19 protein-coding genes are annotated in these 16,255 nt (G+C 27.8%); 12 read left to right on the forward strand and 7 right to left on the reverse strand.

The features are described from left to right. Nucleotides 1-18 precede the first annotated feature (18 nt). The 3 genes from H8R92_RS13455 to H8R92_RS04320 form a co-directional block, all read right to left on the reverse strand. Complete coding sequence (locus H8R92_RS13455) at nt 19-681, reverse strand: putative ABC transporter permease (protein WP_186834815.1); 663 nt, start codon at nt 679-681, stop codon at nt 19-21. 91 nt (nt 682-772) lie between these two features. After that, nucleotides 773-973 (reverse strand): DUF378 domain-containing protein, encoded by a 201-nt coding sequence (locus tag H8R92_RS04315; protein ID WP_022211096.1) that lies wholly within the window; start codon nt 971-973, stop codon nt 773-775. Nucleotides 974-1,036: 63 nt separating this feature from the next. After that, nucleotides 1,037-1,504, reverse strand: a complete 468-nt coding sequence (locus H8R92_RS04320) for an Lrp/AsnC ligand binding domain-containing protein (protein WP_022166651.1) — start codon at nt 1,502-1,504, stop codon at nt 1,037-1,039. A gap of 203 nt (nt 1,505-1,707) precedes the next feature. On the opposite strand from H8R92_RS04320, the gene H8R92_RS04325 reads away from it, so the two are divergent. Beyond that, on the forward strand, nt 1,708-2,055 hold the full coding sequence (locus tag H8R92_RS04325) for a hypothetical protein (RefSeq protein ID WP_022211097.1): 348 nt from the start codon (nt 1,708-1,710) through the stop codon (nt 2,053-2,055). A gap of 24 nt (nt 2,056-2,079) precedes the next feature. Here H8R92_RS04325 and H8R92_RS04330 read toward each other — a convergent pair whose 3' ends face one another. Then, nucleotides 2,080-3,123, reverse strand: coding sequence for a CehA/McbA family metallohydrolase (locus H8R92_RS04330; protein WP_022211098.1), 1,044 nt, complete (start codon nt 3,121-3,123; stop codon nt 2,080-2,082). 121 nt (nt 3,124-3,244) lie between these two features. On the opposite strand from H8R92_RS04330, the gene H8R92_RS04335 reads away from it, so the two are divergent. Continuing rightward, nucleotides 3,245-3,745 (forward strand): gamma carbonic anhydrase family protein, encoded by a 501-nt coding sequence (locus H8R92_RS04335; RefSeq protein ID WP_022211099.1) that lies wholly within the window; start codon nt 3,245-3,247, stop codon nt 3,743-3,745. A gap of 13 nt (nt 3,746-3,758) precedes the next feature. Further along, nucleotides 3,759-4,592: a CvfB family protein gene (locus H8R92_RS04340; protein ID WP_022211100.1), complete on the forward strand. Its 834-nt coding sequence runs from the start codon at nt 3,759-3,761 to the stop codon at nt 4,590-4,592. Between the two features lie 69 nt (nt 4,593-4,661). Here the strand turns inward: H8R92_RS04340 and H8R92_RS04345 are convergent, their stop codons facing one another. Together H8R92_RS04345 and H8R92_RS04350 are read right to left on the reverse strand one after the other, a co-directional pair. Beyond that, nucleotides 4,662-5,153, reverse strand: coding sequence for a restriction endonuclease (locus H8R92_RS04345; protein WP_022211101.1), 492 nt, complete (start codon nt 5,151-5,153; stop codon nt 4,662-4,664). Continuing rightward, complete coding sequence (locus tag H8R92_RS04350) at nt 5,146-5,700, reverse strand: restriction endonuclease (RefSeq protein ID WP_022211102.1); 555 nt, start codon at nt 5,698-5,700, stop codon at nt 5,146-5,148. Before H8R92_RS04350 ends, H8R92_RS04345 begins: the two co-directional genes overlap by 8 nt. A 263-nt stretch (nt 5,701-5,963) precedes the next feature. On the opposite strand from H8R92_RS04350, the gene H8R92_RS04355 reads away from it, so the two are divergent. From H8R92_RS04355 to H8R92_RS04380, 6 genes are all read left to right on the forward strand, one after another. Then, nucleotides 5,964-6,350 carry a hypothetical protein gene (locus tag H8R92_RS04355; RefSeq protein WP_022211103.1) on the forward strand — a complete coding sequence of 129 codons (387 nt, stop codon included), beginning with the start codon at nt 5,964-5,966 and terminating at the stop codon, nt 6,348-6,350. A 79-nt stretch (nt 6,351-6,429) separates the two neighbouring features. Next, nucleotides 6,430-6,852 carry a YaaR family protein gene (locus tag H8R92_RS04360; protein ID WP_022211104.1) on the forward strand — a complete coding sequence of 141 codons (423 nt, stop codon included), beginning with the start codon at nt 6,430-6,432 and terminating at the stop codon, nt 6,850-6,852. A gap of 21 nt (nt 6,853-6,873) precedes the next feature. After that, nucleotides 6,874-8,589, forward strand: a complete 1,716-nt coding sequence (locus tag H8R92_RS04365; RefSeq protein WP_022211105.1) for an ABC transporter ATP-binding protein — start codon at nt 6,874-6,876, stop codon at nt 8,587-8,589. A gap of 227 nt (nt 8,590-8,816) precedes the next feature. Further along, the gene (trxA, locus tag H8R92_RS04370; RefSeq protein ID WP_186834816.1) at nt 8,817-9,131 is read left to right on the forward strand and encodes a thioredoxin; all 315 of its coding nucleotides are present in this window, start codon (nt 8,817-8,819) and stop codon (nt 9,129-9,131) included. 16 nt (nt 9,132-9,147) lie between these two features. Next, entirely contained in the window at nt 9,148-10,008 is an 861-nt protein-coding gene (locus tag H8R92_RS04375; RefSeq protein ID WP_022211107.1) for an NAD(P)/FAD-dependent oxidoreductase, read from the forward strand. A gap of 108 nt (nt 10,009-10,116) precedes the next feature. After that, nucleotides 10,117-12,045, forward strand: coding sequence for an HIRAN domain-containing protein (locus tag H8R92_RS04380; RefSeq protein WP_186834817.1), 1,929 nt, complete (start codon nt 10,117-10,119; stop codon nt 12,043-12,045). A 47-nt stretch (nt 12,046-12,092) separates the two neighbouring features. On the opposite strand, the gene H8R92_RS04385 is transcribed toward H8R92_RS04380, so the two are convergent. Continuing rightward, the gene (locus tag H8R92_RS04385) at nt 12,093-13,997 is read right to left on the reverse strand and encodes an NAD(+) synthase (protein WP_022211109.1); all 1,905 of its coding nucleotides are present in this window, start codon (nt 13,995-13,997) and stop codon (nt 12,093-12,095) included. A gap of 431 nt (nt 13,998-14,428) precedes the next feature. On the opposite strand from H8R92_RS04385, the gene H8R92_RS04390 reads away from it, so the two are divergent. From H8R92_RS04390 to H8R92_RS04400, 3 genes are all read left to right on the forward strand, one after another. After that, on the forward strand, nt 14,429-14,857 hold the full coding sequence (locus H8R92_RS04390; protein ID WP_022211110.1) for an NfeD family protein: 429 nt from the start codon (nt 14,429-14,431) through the stop codon (nt 14,855-14,857). Between the two features lies 1 nt (nt 14,858). After that, nucleotides 14,859-15,797, forward strand: coding sequence for an SPFH domain-containing protein (locus tag H8R92_RS04395; protein WP_022211111.1), 939 nt, complete (start codon nt 14,859-14,861; stop codon nt 15,795-15,797). 126 nt (nt 15,798-15,923) lie between these two features. Next, entirely contained in the window at nt 15,924-16,175 is a 252-nt protein-coding gene (locus H8R92_RS04400) for a GNAT family N-acetyltransferase (RefSeq protein ID WP_022211112.1), read from the forward strand. The last annotated feature ends 80 nt before the right edge of the window (nt 16,176-16,255 follow it).

Here is a 16,255-nt window from a genome sequence, read left to right on the forward strand (position 1 = left end):
TCAGCCAATATCTTATGTTCATATTTTATTAAATGAAATTAATAATTGCAAATAAAGATTGTCTTTTATTAGTTCTTTATAAAAATTATATTGATGTATGTTGAGAGAAACTAAACAACTGGAAAACCAATAAATATTCTGCAAAGGTATTCTTACAAATGTTAATTTATATGAGCTCATAATAAGATCACCAATGAAATAAAATAAAATCAAAAAGCAAATGTAACCTAGTTTATTAGATGGTAGCAAAGATATAAGAAAAGAAAGTGCTGGATTTAATATTTTAATAAGTATAAGGGAGCTAATACCCCAAATCAGAGAAAAGTAGAGACATATATATCCTTTTATATTTAAAGGATAAGAAGTGTAATTCCAGTATCGTGTATGAAAGAAAGTATCTAAAGCCCAACCAGTAATAAGCTCTAGTGCAGAAGTGAGTAAAATTGAAAAAATAAAAAGTGAGCAGAGATTATTTTTAAATTTATGAAGTAGTAAGTAAATTATAAGGAAGCCGAATCCATAAATAGTACAAAAAGGACCAGTTAAGAATCCTCTGTTAACAAAGTGATGATGAATTGAATAGGCATATAAGACTTCACATGTCCAACCTAAGAAAGAATAAAGAGTAAATAAAATAATCATCTTGTAAAGATTTGAATTTATGGATTTATAAATTTTCATTAATTATCAATCCTTTTAAATTTATATCAATCATAAAAAACATAAAAAAGTCCTACATATTGGTAAGACTTTTTCATCATTAGTTCTATAATTAATCAATTACCTTACTTTTTGCAAAGAAAGAAATTGCATATAAGCCACTTATTCCAACAAGGGCATATATAATTCTACTGAACATTGTCATTGAGCCAAATAATGCTGCCACTAAATCGAATCTAAAGAAGCCTATTAAGCCCCAGTTTACTGCACCTATTATTACTAAAAGTAAAGCTATAGTATCTAATACTTTCATAAAAACAACTCCTTTATATTTGTTTATATATATTTTTTACATAAAGAAGTGTTTTTATGTATTCTAAATTGTAATGTTTCTATCGATTGGTTGATTTAGTGAAATAATAGTATCAGTTCTTTGTATACCGTGGATTACATTTATTTTATTTAAAAGAATATCTTGTAAATCAGAGATATTTTTACATATAACCTTAGCAAACACAGTATAATCTCCAGTTGTTAAATGAAGCTCAACAACTTCGTTGATTTTAGACATTTCATTAACAACTTCTGTATAAGAAGAAGTCTTATCAATATAAATTCCTACAAAACAACATACATCATAACCAAGTTTAGGAAGATTTAAAAGAATTCTACTTCCTTTAATTATGTTTAATTCCTCCATTTTTTTCATTCTTACATGAATAGTACCACCACTAACATGACACATTCTGGCAATTTCCAAGTATGGAGTTCTACAGTCTTTGATTAATATATCTAAAATTTGAAGATCTAAGTCATCAAGTTGATAGTTTTGATTTAAACCCATTATAACACCCCTTTTAGTAATTTAATAATATCTTTAGTACATTTTATCAAAATATATATAAAAAATGAAGTGAAAAATAAAATCTTTTAATAGTGAGCTGTATATTTAACAATTTATCAAAAAATGGAATATAAAATTATGTTGAAAATATATTCATTTCCTTATAATATATAAGTATATTGTTATGAAGGGAGTATATAATGATGAATTTTTTAAAATGGATATTATATTTTATATTATTATTTGCTTTGACTTTGGGAGTGTCATTTTTAGGGAGAAAATATGTTTTTTCAAAAGTTAGAATCAATAAATTTATTCCATTAGCAATTGCAATTATATTATTAGTTGTACAAATGTTCTTACCAAGCATAGTTAGTTGGGGAAGTAATATTATTGTTGTAGTTACAATGACTATACTAACAGTTACTTTTTTCATGTGGTTCTTAGAGATACAAGCTACTGGAGGACCTAAGAAAAAAGAAAAAGAAATAGTTATTAGACCTAAGGCTAAGCCTAATAGAGTTAAGCATTTAAATAAAGATGCAAAATAATTATATTTAATATTGGACTGCTGATTAATTTTCAGTAGTCCAATTTTTATTTTTAATTAGTGAATCTTCAATAAATATAGGAGAGCTTAAGGCTATTTTATTGTTTTCTTGCATCACTCTAATTACATACCATGTTTCATTTTTTTCATGAATATGCTCGTAAAAATAGCGGATATAGTTTAAGTTAATATTTTCAATACTCTTTATTATAGTACCTTTATTGGAGATGATTTGTATATGCAGTATTCTATATTTTACATCCTCTACAAAAATACTAAACTTTAATTTATTGGAAGTAATAAATAAGGTATCACCCATGAATGTGTTATTTAAAAGGAAGTGGAATTTTAAAAATTTAGATTCTGTTGAATAGGTACGGTGATTTCTAAATGCATCAATCAAGGAGTTTCTGGATAATTCATTACCTATATAGGCAGTTAGGTATTCTGAATCAGCAAAGTTTATGCGGTGGTTGTCTTGACCATTTATAGCACTGAGCTTCCACCCTCTATCTAGTAAAGCAAAGTAATATTTATCATGCCTAGTGTATTTAGAAGCAGGATTTCCGTTACAAACTTCAATGGAAGTTATAAGCTTATTTAAAATAGCATTATACTGAAGATTAAGTATGTTTTTATGAGGATGATTTATTGATATAAATGAGTTGTTATTATTTAGCATCCATAAGGTTAGTAAGCGGATATCAGATACAGTACCTGTAAAAAAAGAATTTGGATTTATTATATTTAAATCACCATAAACACTTTTACATTCAAAACCTAGAATAGGAATAAAGTTGGAGGAGTTTTTATAAGCTTTAGTAGTAATTATGGTACTTAATTCCCATTTGCTCATAAGGTCATCTTTATATTTTGTTTTAGTAATTAAAAAGGCATTATGGTCAGTTAAGAATAAGAAATCCAATCCGCATTTAATAGCTGCAGTATATATCTCAAGAGGATTTCCTTTTCCAGTTGAATAACTGCAATGGCAATGAGGAATACCATAATAGTATTTAATCTTATTTCGATCAAAAGTGATATTATTTCGATGCCTGCTTTTGCTCAAAAACTTTCCTCACAAAAAGTTATTTATTCTATATATAGTATTCTAGTTATTAAAATAATGACAATAATAACAAAGAGTGATAAAATAAAGTGATAATTTTATCCAAGAGGTGACTGGGAGTATGAAATTGCAGTTTAATGGTGTAGCCCCTAGTATAAATGAAAATGCATATGTATCGGAATCAGTAGATATTATAGGTGATGTTAAAGTTGAAGAAAACGTAAGCATTTGGTTTGGTGCCAGGTTAAGAGCTGATATGAACAAGATAGTAATAGGAGCAAATAGTAATATTCAAGAAAATGCTGTAGTGCATGTTGATATAGAAAGTCCTGTAATTATAGGTGAAAATGTTACTATAGGACATAGTGCTATTATTCATGGGTGCAATATAAGTAATAATGTTTTAGTTGGAATGGGTAGTATAATATTAAATAATGCTAAAATCTCAAAAAATTCAATTGTTGGAGCTGGTGCATTAGTAACTCAAGGTAAAGAGTTTGAAGAAGGGGTACTTATATTAGGTAATCCTGCAAAGGCTGTTAGGAAGTTATCAGAAGAAGAAATTAAAAGCATTAAGAGGTCAGCAGACAATTATGTTGCTTTAAGTAAAAAATATAAGTAATTAGGAGGTCTACATGTTAAGAATAGGCGAGTATAATAAAATGAAAGTTGATAGAGAAAAAGACTTTGGATTTTATTTAAGAGAATTAGATGGAAGAGCTGAAGTACTACTTCCAAAATCATTACTAGAAGGAAATAAAGTAAGTGTTGGTGATGAAGTAGAAGTATTTATATATAGAGATTCAAAGGATAGAGCTTTAGCTACATTTAAAAAGCCTTTAGCAAAGGCTTTTGACGTTGCGTATTTAAAAGTTGTACAACAAAGTGAATTTGGTGCATTCATAGATTTCGGTTTAGATAGGGATATTTTTGTTCCTCTAAAAGAGCAAAGATATAAATTACATACTGGTAAGAAATATTTATTCTATATTTATGTAGATAAGACAGATAGATTAGCAGCAACAACTGAAGTTGAAAATTACATAGAAATTGGTGAAGGATATAAAGTAGGTGACGAAGTTACTGCAATGGTATATTCAAAAACACCAGCTGGAACTTTAAATGTTGCCATAGATGGAAAATATAAGGGGTTAGTATTACCAAATGAATACTATTTCGAAGTTCATCCAGGTCAAGAAATGAAATTAAGAGTTAAAAGAGTATATGAAGATGGCGTAATTGGTTTAACACCTAGAAAGACAAGATTAAATGAAAGAGATGCCCTTCAAGAAAAAATTGTTAAATATATGAAAAAAAATGGAGGGTTTATGACTTTCAATGATAAATCAAGCCCTGAAGATATAAAAATAACTTTTGGAACAAGTAAAAATTACTTTAAAATGGCTTTAGGTGGGTTAATGAAAAAAGGATTAATAGCACAAGATGCAGAGGGATGTAGATTATTATAGTTTATGAAAAAATATAGGTAAATCAGAAAAGCTGATTTACCTATATTTTTATATTAATTATAAATTAAATTATTTAGGGTGATTAATGCTATACTTTAAATCATCACCAGAGATAATTTGAATATAGTAATCATTAGGGATAGAAGAAAGAGAATCTTTAATAGTTTTGCTTATTTTACCTGTAGTCACTACAATTCCTTTATGAATATTATCTAAAACCATGGAGCCTAACAAAGAATCAATATCATCTTTAGTAAGACTTTCAGTACTAGATGATTGCTTACAAAGTACATAAAATGTATTTTGATCTTTAGTGCATACTATATCTTGTGAATGACATTGAGAGTTTGAACAAGTAACAATATTGCTAAAGTTGTTATTATATAAAAAATCACAAGTCCAAATTGCAAATTCATCCTTGGTTAATGAGCACATGTAATTTAAGATATCTGTGGATTCAACGTATTCCTTTTTTAGCTTATAAATGATATAGATATTTTTAATAAGCTTACCGATAAAAGGAGAGATAAGTATCAAAAATATATAAATATAATCAAACATATTTAGCCTCCTTAGAAGTAATTCCATTTAAATTTCTAATAAATCTGCTAAGTTCATAGCCATCTATCAACTTAATTTTAAAAGAAGAATTATTATTGAAGTTATTGACAGCTTCAATATAATCAGTATTAAAAACTGAATTAGTAAATAAAAATCCATTTTTACATTGATGCTTTACCATATTAGCAATAAATATATCAAGCCAAGGTTTATTTGTTAAATCAGATTCTTTATTTCTGTAGGAAATAAGAGAAATATAAATATTATCTTCGTTTAAGTAACAGGTTAAAGATGGGGCTGAAATATCAGAATTCTTAATAACTCTGATATCTTTATATCCTTTTTTGGTAAGATAAGTATTTACCAAGGATAATAAATTACAAGAATCAATATCCATTAAGTCTTTAATAGATAAAAATCCTTTACTTTTTTGCATATCATTAATTTCTTTAATTATTGAATGCTGTTTTAATTGAAGCAAATAATTAATAATTTTTATAATAAAGAATAAAGAAAAAAATATTATTAAATAAATTAAAAATTTCATAAATATATCACCTCTTAGTTTGAAGTATATCCGTAAAAATAATCTATTATACATATAATGGATTATTGAATAACTAATTTTTACAAATTTTGTTTATTCAACAACTTAATATATAAAAGAAAAAGATAAAAAAATATTAAAAGTGATAAAAATAAAAAAATATTTGAATATTTTTGTTAGAAAGTTATAATAGATATAAGACTAAAAAAAATATATATAAATTGATTGACAATTTTTTATCAATTAAAGTAGTGGAGGAAAGTATGGGAAAGGTTGTTAAATCTACTATAGTTATTTACGACGATTTTAAAAATATACTTATTGCAGAAAGGGGAAAAGGAAAGAACACTCCAAAGCAATGGGGGTTATTTGGGAAAGAATTAAAGGGAAAAGAAACAGCAGAAAGAGCTATAATAAAAGCTGTAGATAAAGATATAAAATGTACTATCTTTGATTTAGAGAATTTTAAGGAATATAGTGCTAATGAAAATGGTGATGAAACTATTCAAGTTTATACAGGAACAGTAAGAGAGTATATCACTACACATAAAACAATTAACACTGTAAGATGGATAGGAAAAAAAGATATAGAAAAGTATAATTTTTCTCATGAAGATTTAGAAATTATAAAAGAGTATTTTTCAATATAAATAAAAGCTTAAGATAGCATAGTACATATGTATCTTAAGCATTATTTATATAAAAATAAGTAAACAGAGGGTGAATAATATGGAGATTGGAAGAATTCAAAGAGGAAATGCATTAACTCAAGAAGTAAAAGTATCAGGGAACAAGAAAGATTTTCCCCAAAGTTTTAATCAAGCTAGAGACAGACGTTCGCAAGAACAGCTTAAGCAACTTATTGATGATATAAAAAAGAAAGGTAATAGACTTGTTGTAACAAAGACTTATATAGATGTAATAAATTACAAAAAGATGATTAAGGAGTATCTAGAATCTGTATTGAAATATATGTATGAAACTAAAAAAGATATAAGCTTTTGGCAAACTCAATATTTTATTACAGTAAACACAATAGATGGAAAACTTGAGGAATTAACATCTGCATTTTTAAATGGAGAAATGGAAAATATAAATATTGCAGCAACTGTTGATGAGATACAGGGATTAGTGGTAGATATTTATAGATAAATAAAAGACGGGAGAAAATTAATGTTAAAAAGTTTTATAAAATTTTATAAACCATATAAAAAATTATTCTTTTTAGATTTGTTGGTGGCGACCATAGCATCGGTATGTGAATTAATATATCCAATGCTTACAAGAACATTGATTAATGAAACTATACCTAATAGAAATATAAGAACTATAGGTGTATTTGCAGTAGTTTTAATTATATTATATTTAATCAAAGCAGCATGTGCATATTTTATGCAATATTGGGGGCATGTAGTTGGTGTAAGAATGCAGGCGGACATGAGAAAGGAGCTATTTAATCATTTAGAAAGGCTTCCTAATAAGTATTTTGATAATACCAAAACCGGTGAAATAATGAGTAGAATGATTAATGATTTAATGGAGATTTCTGAACTTGCTCATCATGGTCCGGAAAATATATTTATTTCAGCAATAATGTTTATTGGTTCATTTATAATATTAGCAGGAATAAATATAAAGCTTACTCTTATCATATTTACAGTGCTTCCTGTTATAGTTATTTTTACCTTATATCAAAGAAAAAAGATGAAAAAGGCTTTTATGCAAACGAGAATTGAAACAGCGGAAGTAAATTCAACTTTAGAAAATTCCATAGCAGGAATTAGAACATCTAAGGCTTTTTTAGGACAGAAGTATGAAGAAGAAAAGTTTGAAAAGGGAAATGTTAGGTTTAAGGAAGCAAGAGAAAAAGCGTACAAGGTTATGGCAGAATACTCTTCAGGAGTGAATTTTGGACTAGATCTTTTAGATTATGTAGTTTTAATAATTGGTGGACTATTTACTTATTATGATTTAATAAATCTTGGAGATTTCTTAGCATATGTATTATATATAAAATTATTTAAGCAACCAATAAAAACTATAGTGGACTTTATGGAACAATATCAAAATGGTATGACAGGATTTAAGAGATACCTTACCATTATGGAAGAGGAAGAAGAAAAAGAAGGTAATGAAAACTTAAGAGAGGTTAAAGGGAAAATTACCTTTGACAATATTCATTTTAGCTATGAAGATAATAAGGTGTTAAATGGATTAAGTCTTAATATAGAAGCAGGAAAAATGCTTGCGTTAGTTGGACCTTCTGGTGGTGGGAAAAGTACTTTATGTAATCTTATACCAAGGTTTTATGATGTTGATGGAGGTGATATATTAATAGATAATAAGAGTATTTATGATTTATCACTAGAATCATTAAGAAGCAATATTGGTATTGTACAGCAGGAAGTATTCCTATTTACTGGAACCATTAAGGAAAATATTAAATATGGTAAGCAGGATGCAACTGATGATGAAATAATAGAAGCTGCTAAAAGAGCTAATATTCATAAGTTTATTATTAGCCTTCCAGATGGATATGATACTTTCATAGGAGAAAGAGGAGTCAAGCTTTCTGGAGGACAGAAACAAAGGTTATCCATTGCTAGAGTATTTCTTAAGAATCCTCCAATATTAATTTTAGATGAAGCTACTTCTGCTTTAGATAATGTGACAGAATTCTTAATACAAAAATCTTTAGAAGAATTATGCAAGGGAAGAACTACAATTGTAGTTGCTCATAGGTTATCTACTATTAAAAATGCAAATGAAATAATAGTGCTTACAGATAAGGGTATTGAGGAGAGAGGAAACCATGAAGAACTATTAAGAAAAGACGGAATATATGCAGAATTAAATAAATATGCAGAAAAACATAAGAGTATCAGCTAACTTAAAAAATTAGGATAAAAAGGTTGACATATAATATTTAGATGTATATCTATGTGAAAGATAAGTTTTAAATATAGAGGGTGTTTCACTTTTTTTACGGCATTAAGTTTAAAATAAAATTATATTGCATAGAATAATGATGTATAAATAGTGTATTGACTTATTTATAAAGTAGTTGTAGAATTTAAACAAGGAAATACCCCATGGGGGTACAAGGAGGATTTAAAATGGTAGAACATATAAGTGAAAATGATTTTGTATCTAAGGTAGTAGAATTCGATGGGATTTCAGTAGTAGATTTCTGGGCTGAATGGTGTGGTCCATGTAAGATGATAGGACCTATATTTGAAGAAGTTGCAGGAGAATTAACAAATGCTAAGTTTGTTAAAGCTAATGTAGATGAATGCCCTAATTTAGCTGGTAAATATAGAGTTGCAAGTATTCCAACAATAATGGTATTTAAAGATGGTGCTCCAGTTGATACTTTAGTTGGATTTATGCCTAAAGATCAATTAAAGAATGCAATAGCTAAACATCTTTAAGATATAGAGGTGCTAAGTGGAAAGAGTCGATATTGCTATAATTGGAAGTGGGCCAGCAGGATTATCAGCAGCATTAAATGCAAAGATTAGAAATAAAAGTTTTATTGTATTTGGGAATAATAATTTATCAAATAAGATAACTAAAGCATCAAAGATAAATAATTATTTAGGTTTTTATGGTGTTACAGGAAAAGACCTAGCGGAAAAATTTAAAGAACATGTAGCTTCAATGGATATTAAAATTACTGAAGAAAGAGTTAATAATATTTATGCAATGGGTGAATATTTTGCTCTTATGGTAAATGAAAAAATGTATGAAGCTAAAGCTATTATTTTAGCCACTGGAATGGAAGTTGGTAAGACTTTAGAAGGTGAAGAAAGACTGCTAGGAAAAGGTGTAGGATATTGTGCAACTTGTGATGCACCTTTATATAGAGATAAGGTTGTAACTGTCATAGGATATAATAAAGAAGCTGAAGAAGAAGCAAATTATGTTAGTGAATTAGCTTCTAAAGTAAACTATGTTGCTATGTATAAAGATGAATATGATCTTAAAGATGACATAGAAGTAGTAGTTGATAGACCGTTAGAAATACTAGGAGATACAAAAGTAAATGCTGTTAGATTTAAAGATAAAGAAATTGAAAGCGATGGAGTTTTTGTATTAAGAGATAGTATATCACCTGGACAGCTTGTTCCAGGGCTACTGATGGAAAATGGCCACATTAAAGTTGATAGAACTATGGCTACAAATATACCAGGATGTTTTGCAGCTGGAGATTGTGTTGGAGTACCATACCAATATATAAAATCAGCAGGTGAAGGTAATATTGCTGCTTTAAGTGCAGTTAAATATTTAGATGGATTAGCTAAATAATATATTATTTAAAGATAGGTTATCGTTAAAATTATTTAATGATAACCTATTATTTTTGTGAATATATGTTACAATTATACATATATGGTGTAAAAAGGGGGAAGAGATATGGTTGTAAATAAATTATATAAAAATTTAATGGAACATTGGAATAAATATGGATATAGCGTTTATAAAAATCAGGATTTAAGTGAAGCGGGTAAAAATGATTGTGAAGAATTATATCTAAATGACCCTCTAGAAGCAGAAGTGAAAAATCAGTTAGCTACAGAACTTATTGAGATGTTCTTTGAAAATAATGATAGACAATATGTTGATGATGATATAATAAATTATTTAAATAGTAATCCTTTAGTAAGATATTATTTTGCCTTTGAAGAAAAATTAAATGTTTATATTAAAGAAGGATTAATAAGTAAGAATAATATTTTTTCAGCAGCACAAAATTATTTATTAGATAGTGATGATGTTGAAGGAATAAAATTTGCGTTATCACTGTTGAGATATTGTGCCAATGAAGAGGCAGAAGAAATATTAAAGGCTTTTTCAAATCATAATGAATTTATCTTTTACTGTATAGAAGGACTTAAGGAATATGATAAATGCAATAGCATAATTTTTGAAATAGCAAAAGCATCAAGAGGTTATGGCAAGATAATGGCCATAACTAATTTAGAATATATAAATGAAGAAATAAAGAAATGGGTAATTGAAGCAGAAGCAGATAATGAAATGTTGGAGACTGTCCTTGTGGCAATGACTTATAATAATGATTATTATATTGAATACTTCTTTGGTGATGAATATACAGAAGAAAAGTATAATTTATTGACTAAAAAGCTGAAAGAATTGTACACATTAAAAGGATTTTTTATTGAACACATAACTATAGATATAGTATATGGATACTGGAATTATTATAGAAAGTTTGGTAAGAATTTTAATTCTCTATATGTAATGTGTGAATTATTATCATTATTTTTAAAGGAAGATAAAGATGATGTACAGCTGATGGAAGTGATATCAATGTCATCTGATGATAAGATAAAGATAGAGGAAATGAAGAATATTATAATGAGTGACAATAATGATGGTGTTATTAAGAGGGCGCTTTCTGATGAAAGTAGTGATGTGGATGAAATAGTTGATATAGCATTAGCTATAAATGTATGTCTTCAATATGGCGATTTTGAAGAACGATTATGGAAGGATTCGTCACAAGTTAGCATTTACAATTATATTATGACTGAATGTGATAAAGAATCAAAAGAAAAGCTTATTGAGTTTGCAAAAGTATATTTGGATATAGATAGGGTCACAGGAGGAGCGGAACCTTTAGATGAGGAAAATCTAGATTATAGATATATTGTTGATAGCTGTTTATATTTAATTGTGTCATATATGGATGAACTAAAAGATAAATATATTGATATAAACATAAAGGCTTTAAGTGCAAGATATACTCCAACTAGACGAGCAGCACTCAATAATTTAAGGGGCATAAATTATGAATATTTAAACAACTATATTCATATTCTTGAAGGGTGTTATAAAAGAGAAGTAAATAAGGAGCTTAAGCAAAGTATTATAAGATTTTTAGATGGATTTAATAGCAAAAAGAAAAGGCAATATGAAAACATTGGTGATGTAAGGGTATCTCCATATACAAAAGATGCATTTTTAACTATAACCAAGGTGGAAGATATGGATAAATTTGATTTGACCATTGTAGAAAATAAAATAAGATCAGGAGCATTAGTTTATTTAAAGAGGGATAAGGATAATGCTGAAGCTGAAAATGCTATTATGGTGTTAACAGAAAAGGGATATTTACTAGGTTATGTATCAAAAGAAAATAATTATATATTAAAAAATTTAATGGATTGGGGTAAAATCTTATATGGACAGATAAAGAAAGTAGATGAAGATTATAAGTCTATGGAAATAAAGGTATATTTAAGTTATGTTGATGTAATGAGAGAAGTTAAGGATACATTTAATATGGTAACAGATCAATCAATGGGATATTTAAATTAAAAGATATGTAATTAAAAATGACGGATAGCAATCTCCGTCATTTTTAATTATCTAAAGCTTTTAAATGAAGCATCTGAAGGCATTCTCCAGTCTCCTCTTGGGCTAAGAGAGATAGAACCAACCTTTGGACCATCTGGAAGGGCACTTCTCTTAAATTGTTGAGTAAAGAATCTGTAAATAAACTTATCTAGCCATTTGGCAATTTCTTCTGGAGAGTAATCATCCTTAAAGGCCACTTCTGCTAAGAATTGAATTCTTTCTTTTGAAGAACCATGTTTAATAAAATGATATAGGAAGAAATCATGTAATTCATAAGGTCCTACTATATCTTCAGTCTTTTGAACAATGTCTCCATCCTTTCCTTTTGGAAGAAGTTCAGGGCTCACAGGAGTATCTAATATATCTAAAAGAGTTTCTTTAACTTCTTCAGTAGATTCCTTTTCTGCCACATATTTTACAAGATATCTTACTAAAGTCTTAGGAATTGACGGATTTACTGAATACATGCTCATATGATCTCCATTATAAGTACACCATCCAAGGGCAAGTTCAGATAAATCACCAGTACCTATTAATAATCCGCCTTCCTTGTTGGCAAGATCCATAAGTATTTGAGTTCTTTCTCTAGCTTGAACATTTTCATAAGTAACATCATGAATATCTTTATCATGACCAATGTCTTCAAAATGTTGCAGAGCAGCTTTTACTATATTAATTTCTCTTAAATCACAGTTTAATTCTCTGCAAAGAGTTAAGGCATTGTTATAAGTTCTATCTGTAGTACCAAAGCCTGGCATTGTAATGGTAATTATGTTTTCATGGTTTATTCCAAGCATATCAAATGTTTTCACTATTACAAGAAGAGCTAAAGTTGAATCAAGACCTCCTGAAATACCAATGACAGCTTTCTTTAAATTAGTGTGTTCAAGACGTTTTGCTAAAGCTGAACATTGTATATTGAATATTTCCTTACATCTTTCATCTCTTGCAAGAGGATTTGAAGGAACAAAAGGATGTTTATCCACATATCTGTCAAAGTTAGTAATCTTAGTGTTTTTAAAGGAAAAATCTATAGTTTTTATATTAAAAGGTAAAAGCTTGTTCATATCTCTAAAGCTTAGATTTTTTAGCCTTTCAGAATTTAATTTAAATAAATCAATAGATGTTGTAATAACTTCATTATTTCTTTGGAATCTTTCATTTTCTTTTATTATTGAGCCGTTTTCAGCAACTATTAAATGACCACTAAATAGTAAATCAGTAGTAGATTCATGAACTCCAGATGATGAGTATACATAAGCTCCAAGGCATCTAGCACTTTGATTTTCAATAAGTGATAATCTATAATCTTTTTTACTTACCAGTTCATTAGAAGCTGAAGGGTTACCAATAATATTAGCACCAGCTATTGAAAGGTATGAACTAGGTGGAATTGTTACCCATAAATCCTCGCAAACTTCCACACCAAATCTTGCTTCGCCAGCTGTAAATATTAAGTTTGTTCCAAAAGGAATATTATCTTGGAAAGGTAATGATGTGGTTTCATCAATTACGTTAACACCTTCAGTAAACCATCTTTTTTCATAAAATTCACTATAGTTAGGTATATATGATTTTGGAACAATCCCCAATATTTTACCGTTAAATATCATATAAGCACAGTTATATAATATATTATTATGTAAATGAGGTGCTCCTATGGTTATAAGCATATCTTTGTAAAGAGAGTGTTCAACTATATTTTTGATACCGTTTATAGAGGCATTTAATAAAGCAGAGTTTAAAAATAAGTCACCACATGTATAAGAAGTTACAGCAAGTTCAGGGAATACTAAGTACTTAACTTCTTTATCATAAGCTTCATCAATACATAAATTTATATTTTCTACATTAAAATCAACATCTGCAACTTTGGTTACAGGACATGCAGACCCTACTTTTATAAAATTCATAATATCATCTCCGTTATTTTAAATTTTAAATAAATTAAGTGATTCAATTTCTCCATAAGAGTCTGTCTCTTATCTTTAGTATTATATTATATAACTAATAAAATACATAAGCGGAGGTTTGTTTCATATATAATGATAAAAGGAAAACCTTAGAAAATCAATGATTTATATTGTGTAATGTGGTTAAAATACAAGATAAAATGCCAAAGTAAGGAATATAAATAAAAAGTATATAGGAATATTAAAAGAGTTAATAAAAAACTTATTTAATAATAAAAAATATCTTGATAAGTGTTAAATAGTATGATAATATAAGAATATACCAGTTAATGGTAAAGATAATATACTATTTTATACCAATATGATATATAATTTAATATAACAAAAGATAAATATAAGAATGGATTAATGGTTGAAAGGGGGAATAATTAGTGTTTGAAATAATAATTTGGTTATTAATTGCATTTTTAGTTGTAGTAATAGATATAGTAACTAGCAGCTTTATATTTATGTGGTTTTCCATTGGGGCAATTGTAGCAATAATTTTATCATTACTAGGACTAGCAATAAAAATACAAATACTTGCATTTTTGATTATAGGAATTGCTATGGTGTGTGTAGGATACCCATGGGTAAAGAAAAAATTTAAAGTTGAAAAGAATCATATACCATTGATGGAACAAACTTATATTGGAAAAATAATGATAGCAGAAAAAGATATTGATGAAAAAAGTGAGATAAAGGTAAGCGGTATATATTGGACAGTTATCAATAAAGGATCTAAGATCAATAAAGGTGATAAATTTGTAATTACAGGTATTGAAGGGAATAAATTAACTGTAAAATTAAAGGAGGATTAATATGGGATTAATAGTTTTAGTAATAGTACTTGCGATAGTATTGTTTGTAGTATTATCATCAGTAAAAGTAGTAAACACAGGATATTTGTATGTGGTAGAAAGATTAGGGCAGTTCAGTAGGATACTTGAACCAGGTTGGCATTTCATCATTCCAGGTATTGATTTTGTTAGAAAGAAAGTTTCAACTAAACAACAAATTTTAGATGTACCACCACAATCAGTAATTACTAAGGATAATGTTAAGATTTCAGTTGATAATGTTATTTTCTATAAAATGCTTAATGCAAAGGATGCAGTTTATAATATTGAAGACTATAAATCAGGTATTGTTTATTCAGCAACAACTAATATAAGAAATATATTAGGTAACATGACACTAGATGAAATATTAAGTGGAAGAGATTTGATTAATCAAAACTTATTAAGCATAATTGACGAGGTTACAGATGCTTACGGTATTAAGATACTATCAGTGGAAATTAAAAACATAATTCCACCAGAAGAAATACAAGAAGCTATGGAAAAACAAATGAAAGCTGAAAGAGATAAGAGAGCTATGATCCTTCAAGCAGAAGGGTTAAGACAATCTCAAATTGAAAAAGCAGAAGGTGAAAAACAAGCTAAAATATTAGCTGCAGAAGCTGAAAAACAAGCTAATATTAGAAGAGCAGAAGGTTTAAGAGAATCTCAATTACTTGAAGCTGAAGGTAAAGCTAAGGCTATTGAACAAATTGCCAAAGCAGAAGCTGAAGCAATTATGAAAGTTAACCAAGCTATTATTAACTCTGGTACTGATGAAAGAGTTATAGCACTTAAACAAGTTGAAGCTCTTAAAGAAATGGCTAATAATCCAGCTAATAAGCTTATATTACCAAATGAGACTTTATCATCATTAGGTAGTATTGCTGCCATTGGGGAAATGCTTAAAAAAGATAAATAATAAATTATGTTAATTAAGGAACTCTTGTGAGTTCCTTTTTTAGTTACATTATCATTGAAAAGGTATTGAAATATAGATATAATAACAATTAATTGAAAATATGTAATATTTTATAAGGTGATAAAAATGGATATCAGAAAGATTAAAATGGAAGATGCAAATAGTTATTTAGAAATGCTTTTAAATTCAGAACTTGATAAATGGGCTAGAGAAAATAATCTAACAAGGCTTGAACTTACTGTTGTTTCTTCTAATATAGTAGCTAAACATCTTTATGAAAAGAATGGATTTAAAATAGAAGGCACTAGAAAAAATGCAATGATTATAGATGATAAATATGTAGATGAATACTATATGGCCAAGCTATATAAAGATTAATGTTATTTCATAAAAAGCTTATCTTCAGTTTTAGCAGTTTTAATTTATTATATTCTACTGTATAATTATGTATAAAATGT

The organism is Clostridium lentum, from assembly GCF_014287815.1.
In the GTDB taxonomy this organism is placed as follows: Bacteria; Bacillota; Clostridia; order Clostridiales; family Clostridiaceae; genus Clostridium; species Clostridium lentum.

Excerpts from the sequence above, each read along its gene's own strand:
- H8R92_RS13455 (WP_186834815.1), bottom strand. The coding sequence starts at position 681 with ATGAAAATTTATAAATCCATAAATTCAAATCTTTACAAGATGATTATT.
- H8R92_RS04315 (WP_022211096.1), bottom strand. The coding sequence starts at position 973 with ATGAAAGTATTAGATACTATAGCTTTACTTTTAGTAATAATAGGTGCA.
- H8R92_RS04320 (WP_022166651.1), bottom strand. The coding sequence starts at position 1,504 with ATGGGTTTAAATCAAAACTATCAACTTGATGACTTAGATCTTCAAATT.
- H8R92_RS04325 (WP_022211097.1), top strand. The coding sequence starts at position 1,708 with ATGAATTTTTTAAAATGGATATTATATTTTATATTATTATTTGCTTTG.
- H8R92_RS04335 (WP_022211099.1), top strand. The coding sequence starts at position 3,245 with ATGAAATTGCAGTTTAATGGTGTAGCCCCTAGTATAAATGAAAATGCA.
- H8R92_RS04340 (WP_022211100.1), top strand. The coding sequence starts at position 3,759 with ATGTTAAGAATAGGCGAGTATAATAAAATGAAAGTTGATAGAGAAAAA.
- H8R92_RS04345 (WP_022211101.1), bottom strand. The coding sequence starts at position 5,153 with ATGTTTGATTATATTTATATATTTTTGATACTTATCTCTCCTTTTATC.
- H8R92_RS04350 (WP_022211102.1), bottom strand. The coding sequence starts at position 5,700 with ATGAAATTTTTAATTTATTTAATAATATTTTTTTCTTTATTCTTTATT.
- H8R92_RS04355 (WP_022211103.1), top strand. The coding sequence starts at position 5,964 with ATGGGAAAGGTTGTTAAATCTACTATAGTTATTTACGACGATTTTAAA.
- H8R92_RS04360 (WP_022211104.1), top strand. The coding sequence starts at position 6,430 with ATGGAGATTGGAAGAATTCAAAGAGGAAATGCATTAACTCAAGAAGTA.
- H8R92_RS04365 (WP_022211105.1), top strand. The coding sequence starts at position 6,874 with ATGTTAAAAAGTTTTATAAAATTTTATAAACCATATAAAAAATTATTC.
- trxA (WP_186834816.1), top strand. The coding sequence starts at position 8,817 with ATGGTAGAACATATAAGTGAAAATGATTTTGTATCTAAGGTAGTAGAA.
- H8R92_RS04380 (WP_186834817.1), top strand. The coding sequence starts at position 10,117 with ATGGTTGTAAATAAATTATATAAAAATTTAATGGAACATTGGAATAAA.
- H8R92_RS04385 (WP_022211109.1), bottom strand. The coding sequence starts at position 13,997 with ATGAATTTTATAAAAGTAGGGTCTGCATGTCCTGTAACCAAAGTTGCA.
- H8R92_RS04395 (WP_022211111.1), top strand. The coding sequence starts at position 14,859 with ATGGGATTAATAGTTTTAGTAATAGTACTTGCGATAGTATTGTTTGTA.
- H8R92_RS04400 (WP_022211112.1), top strand. The coding sequence starts at position 15,924 with ATGGATATCAGAAAGATTAAAATGGAAGATGCAAATAGTTATTTAGAA.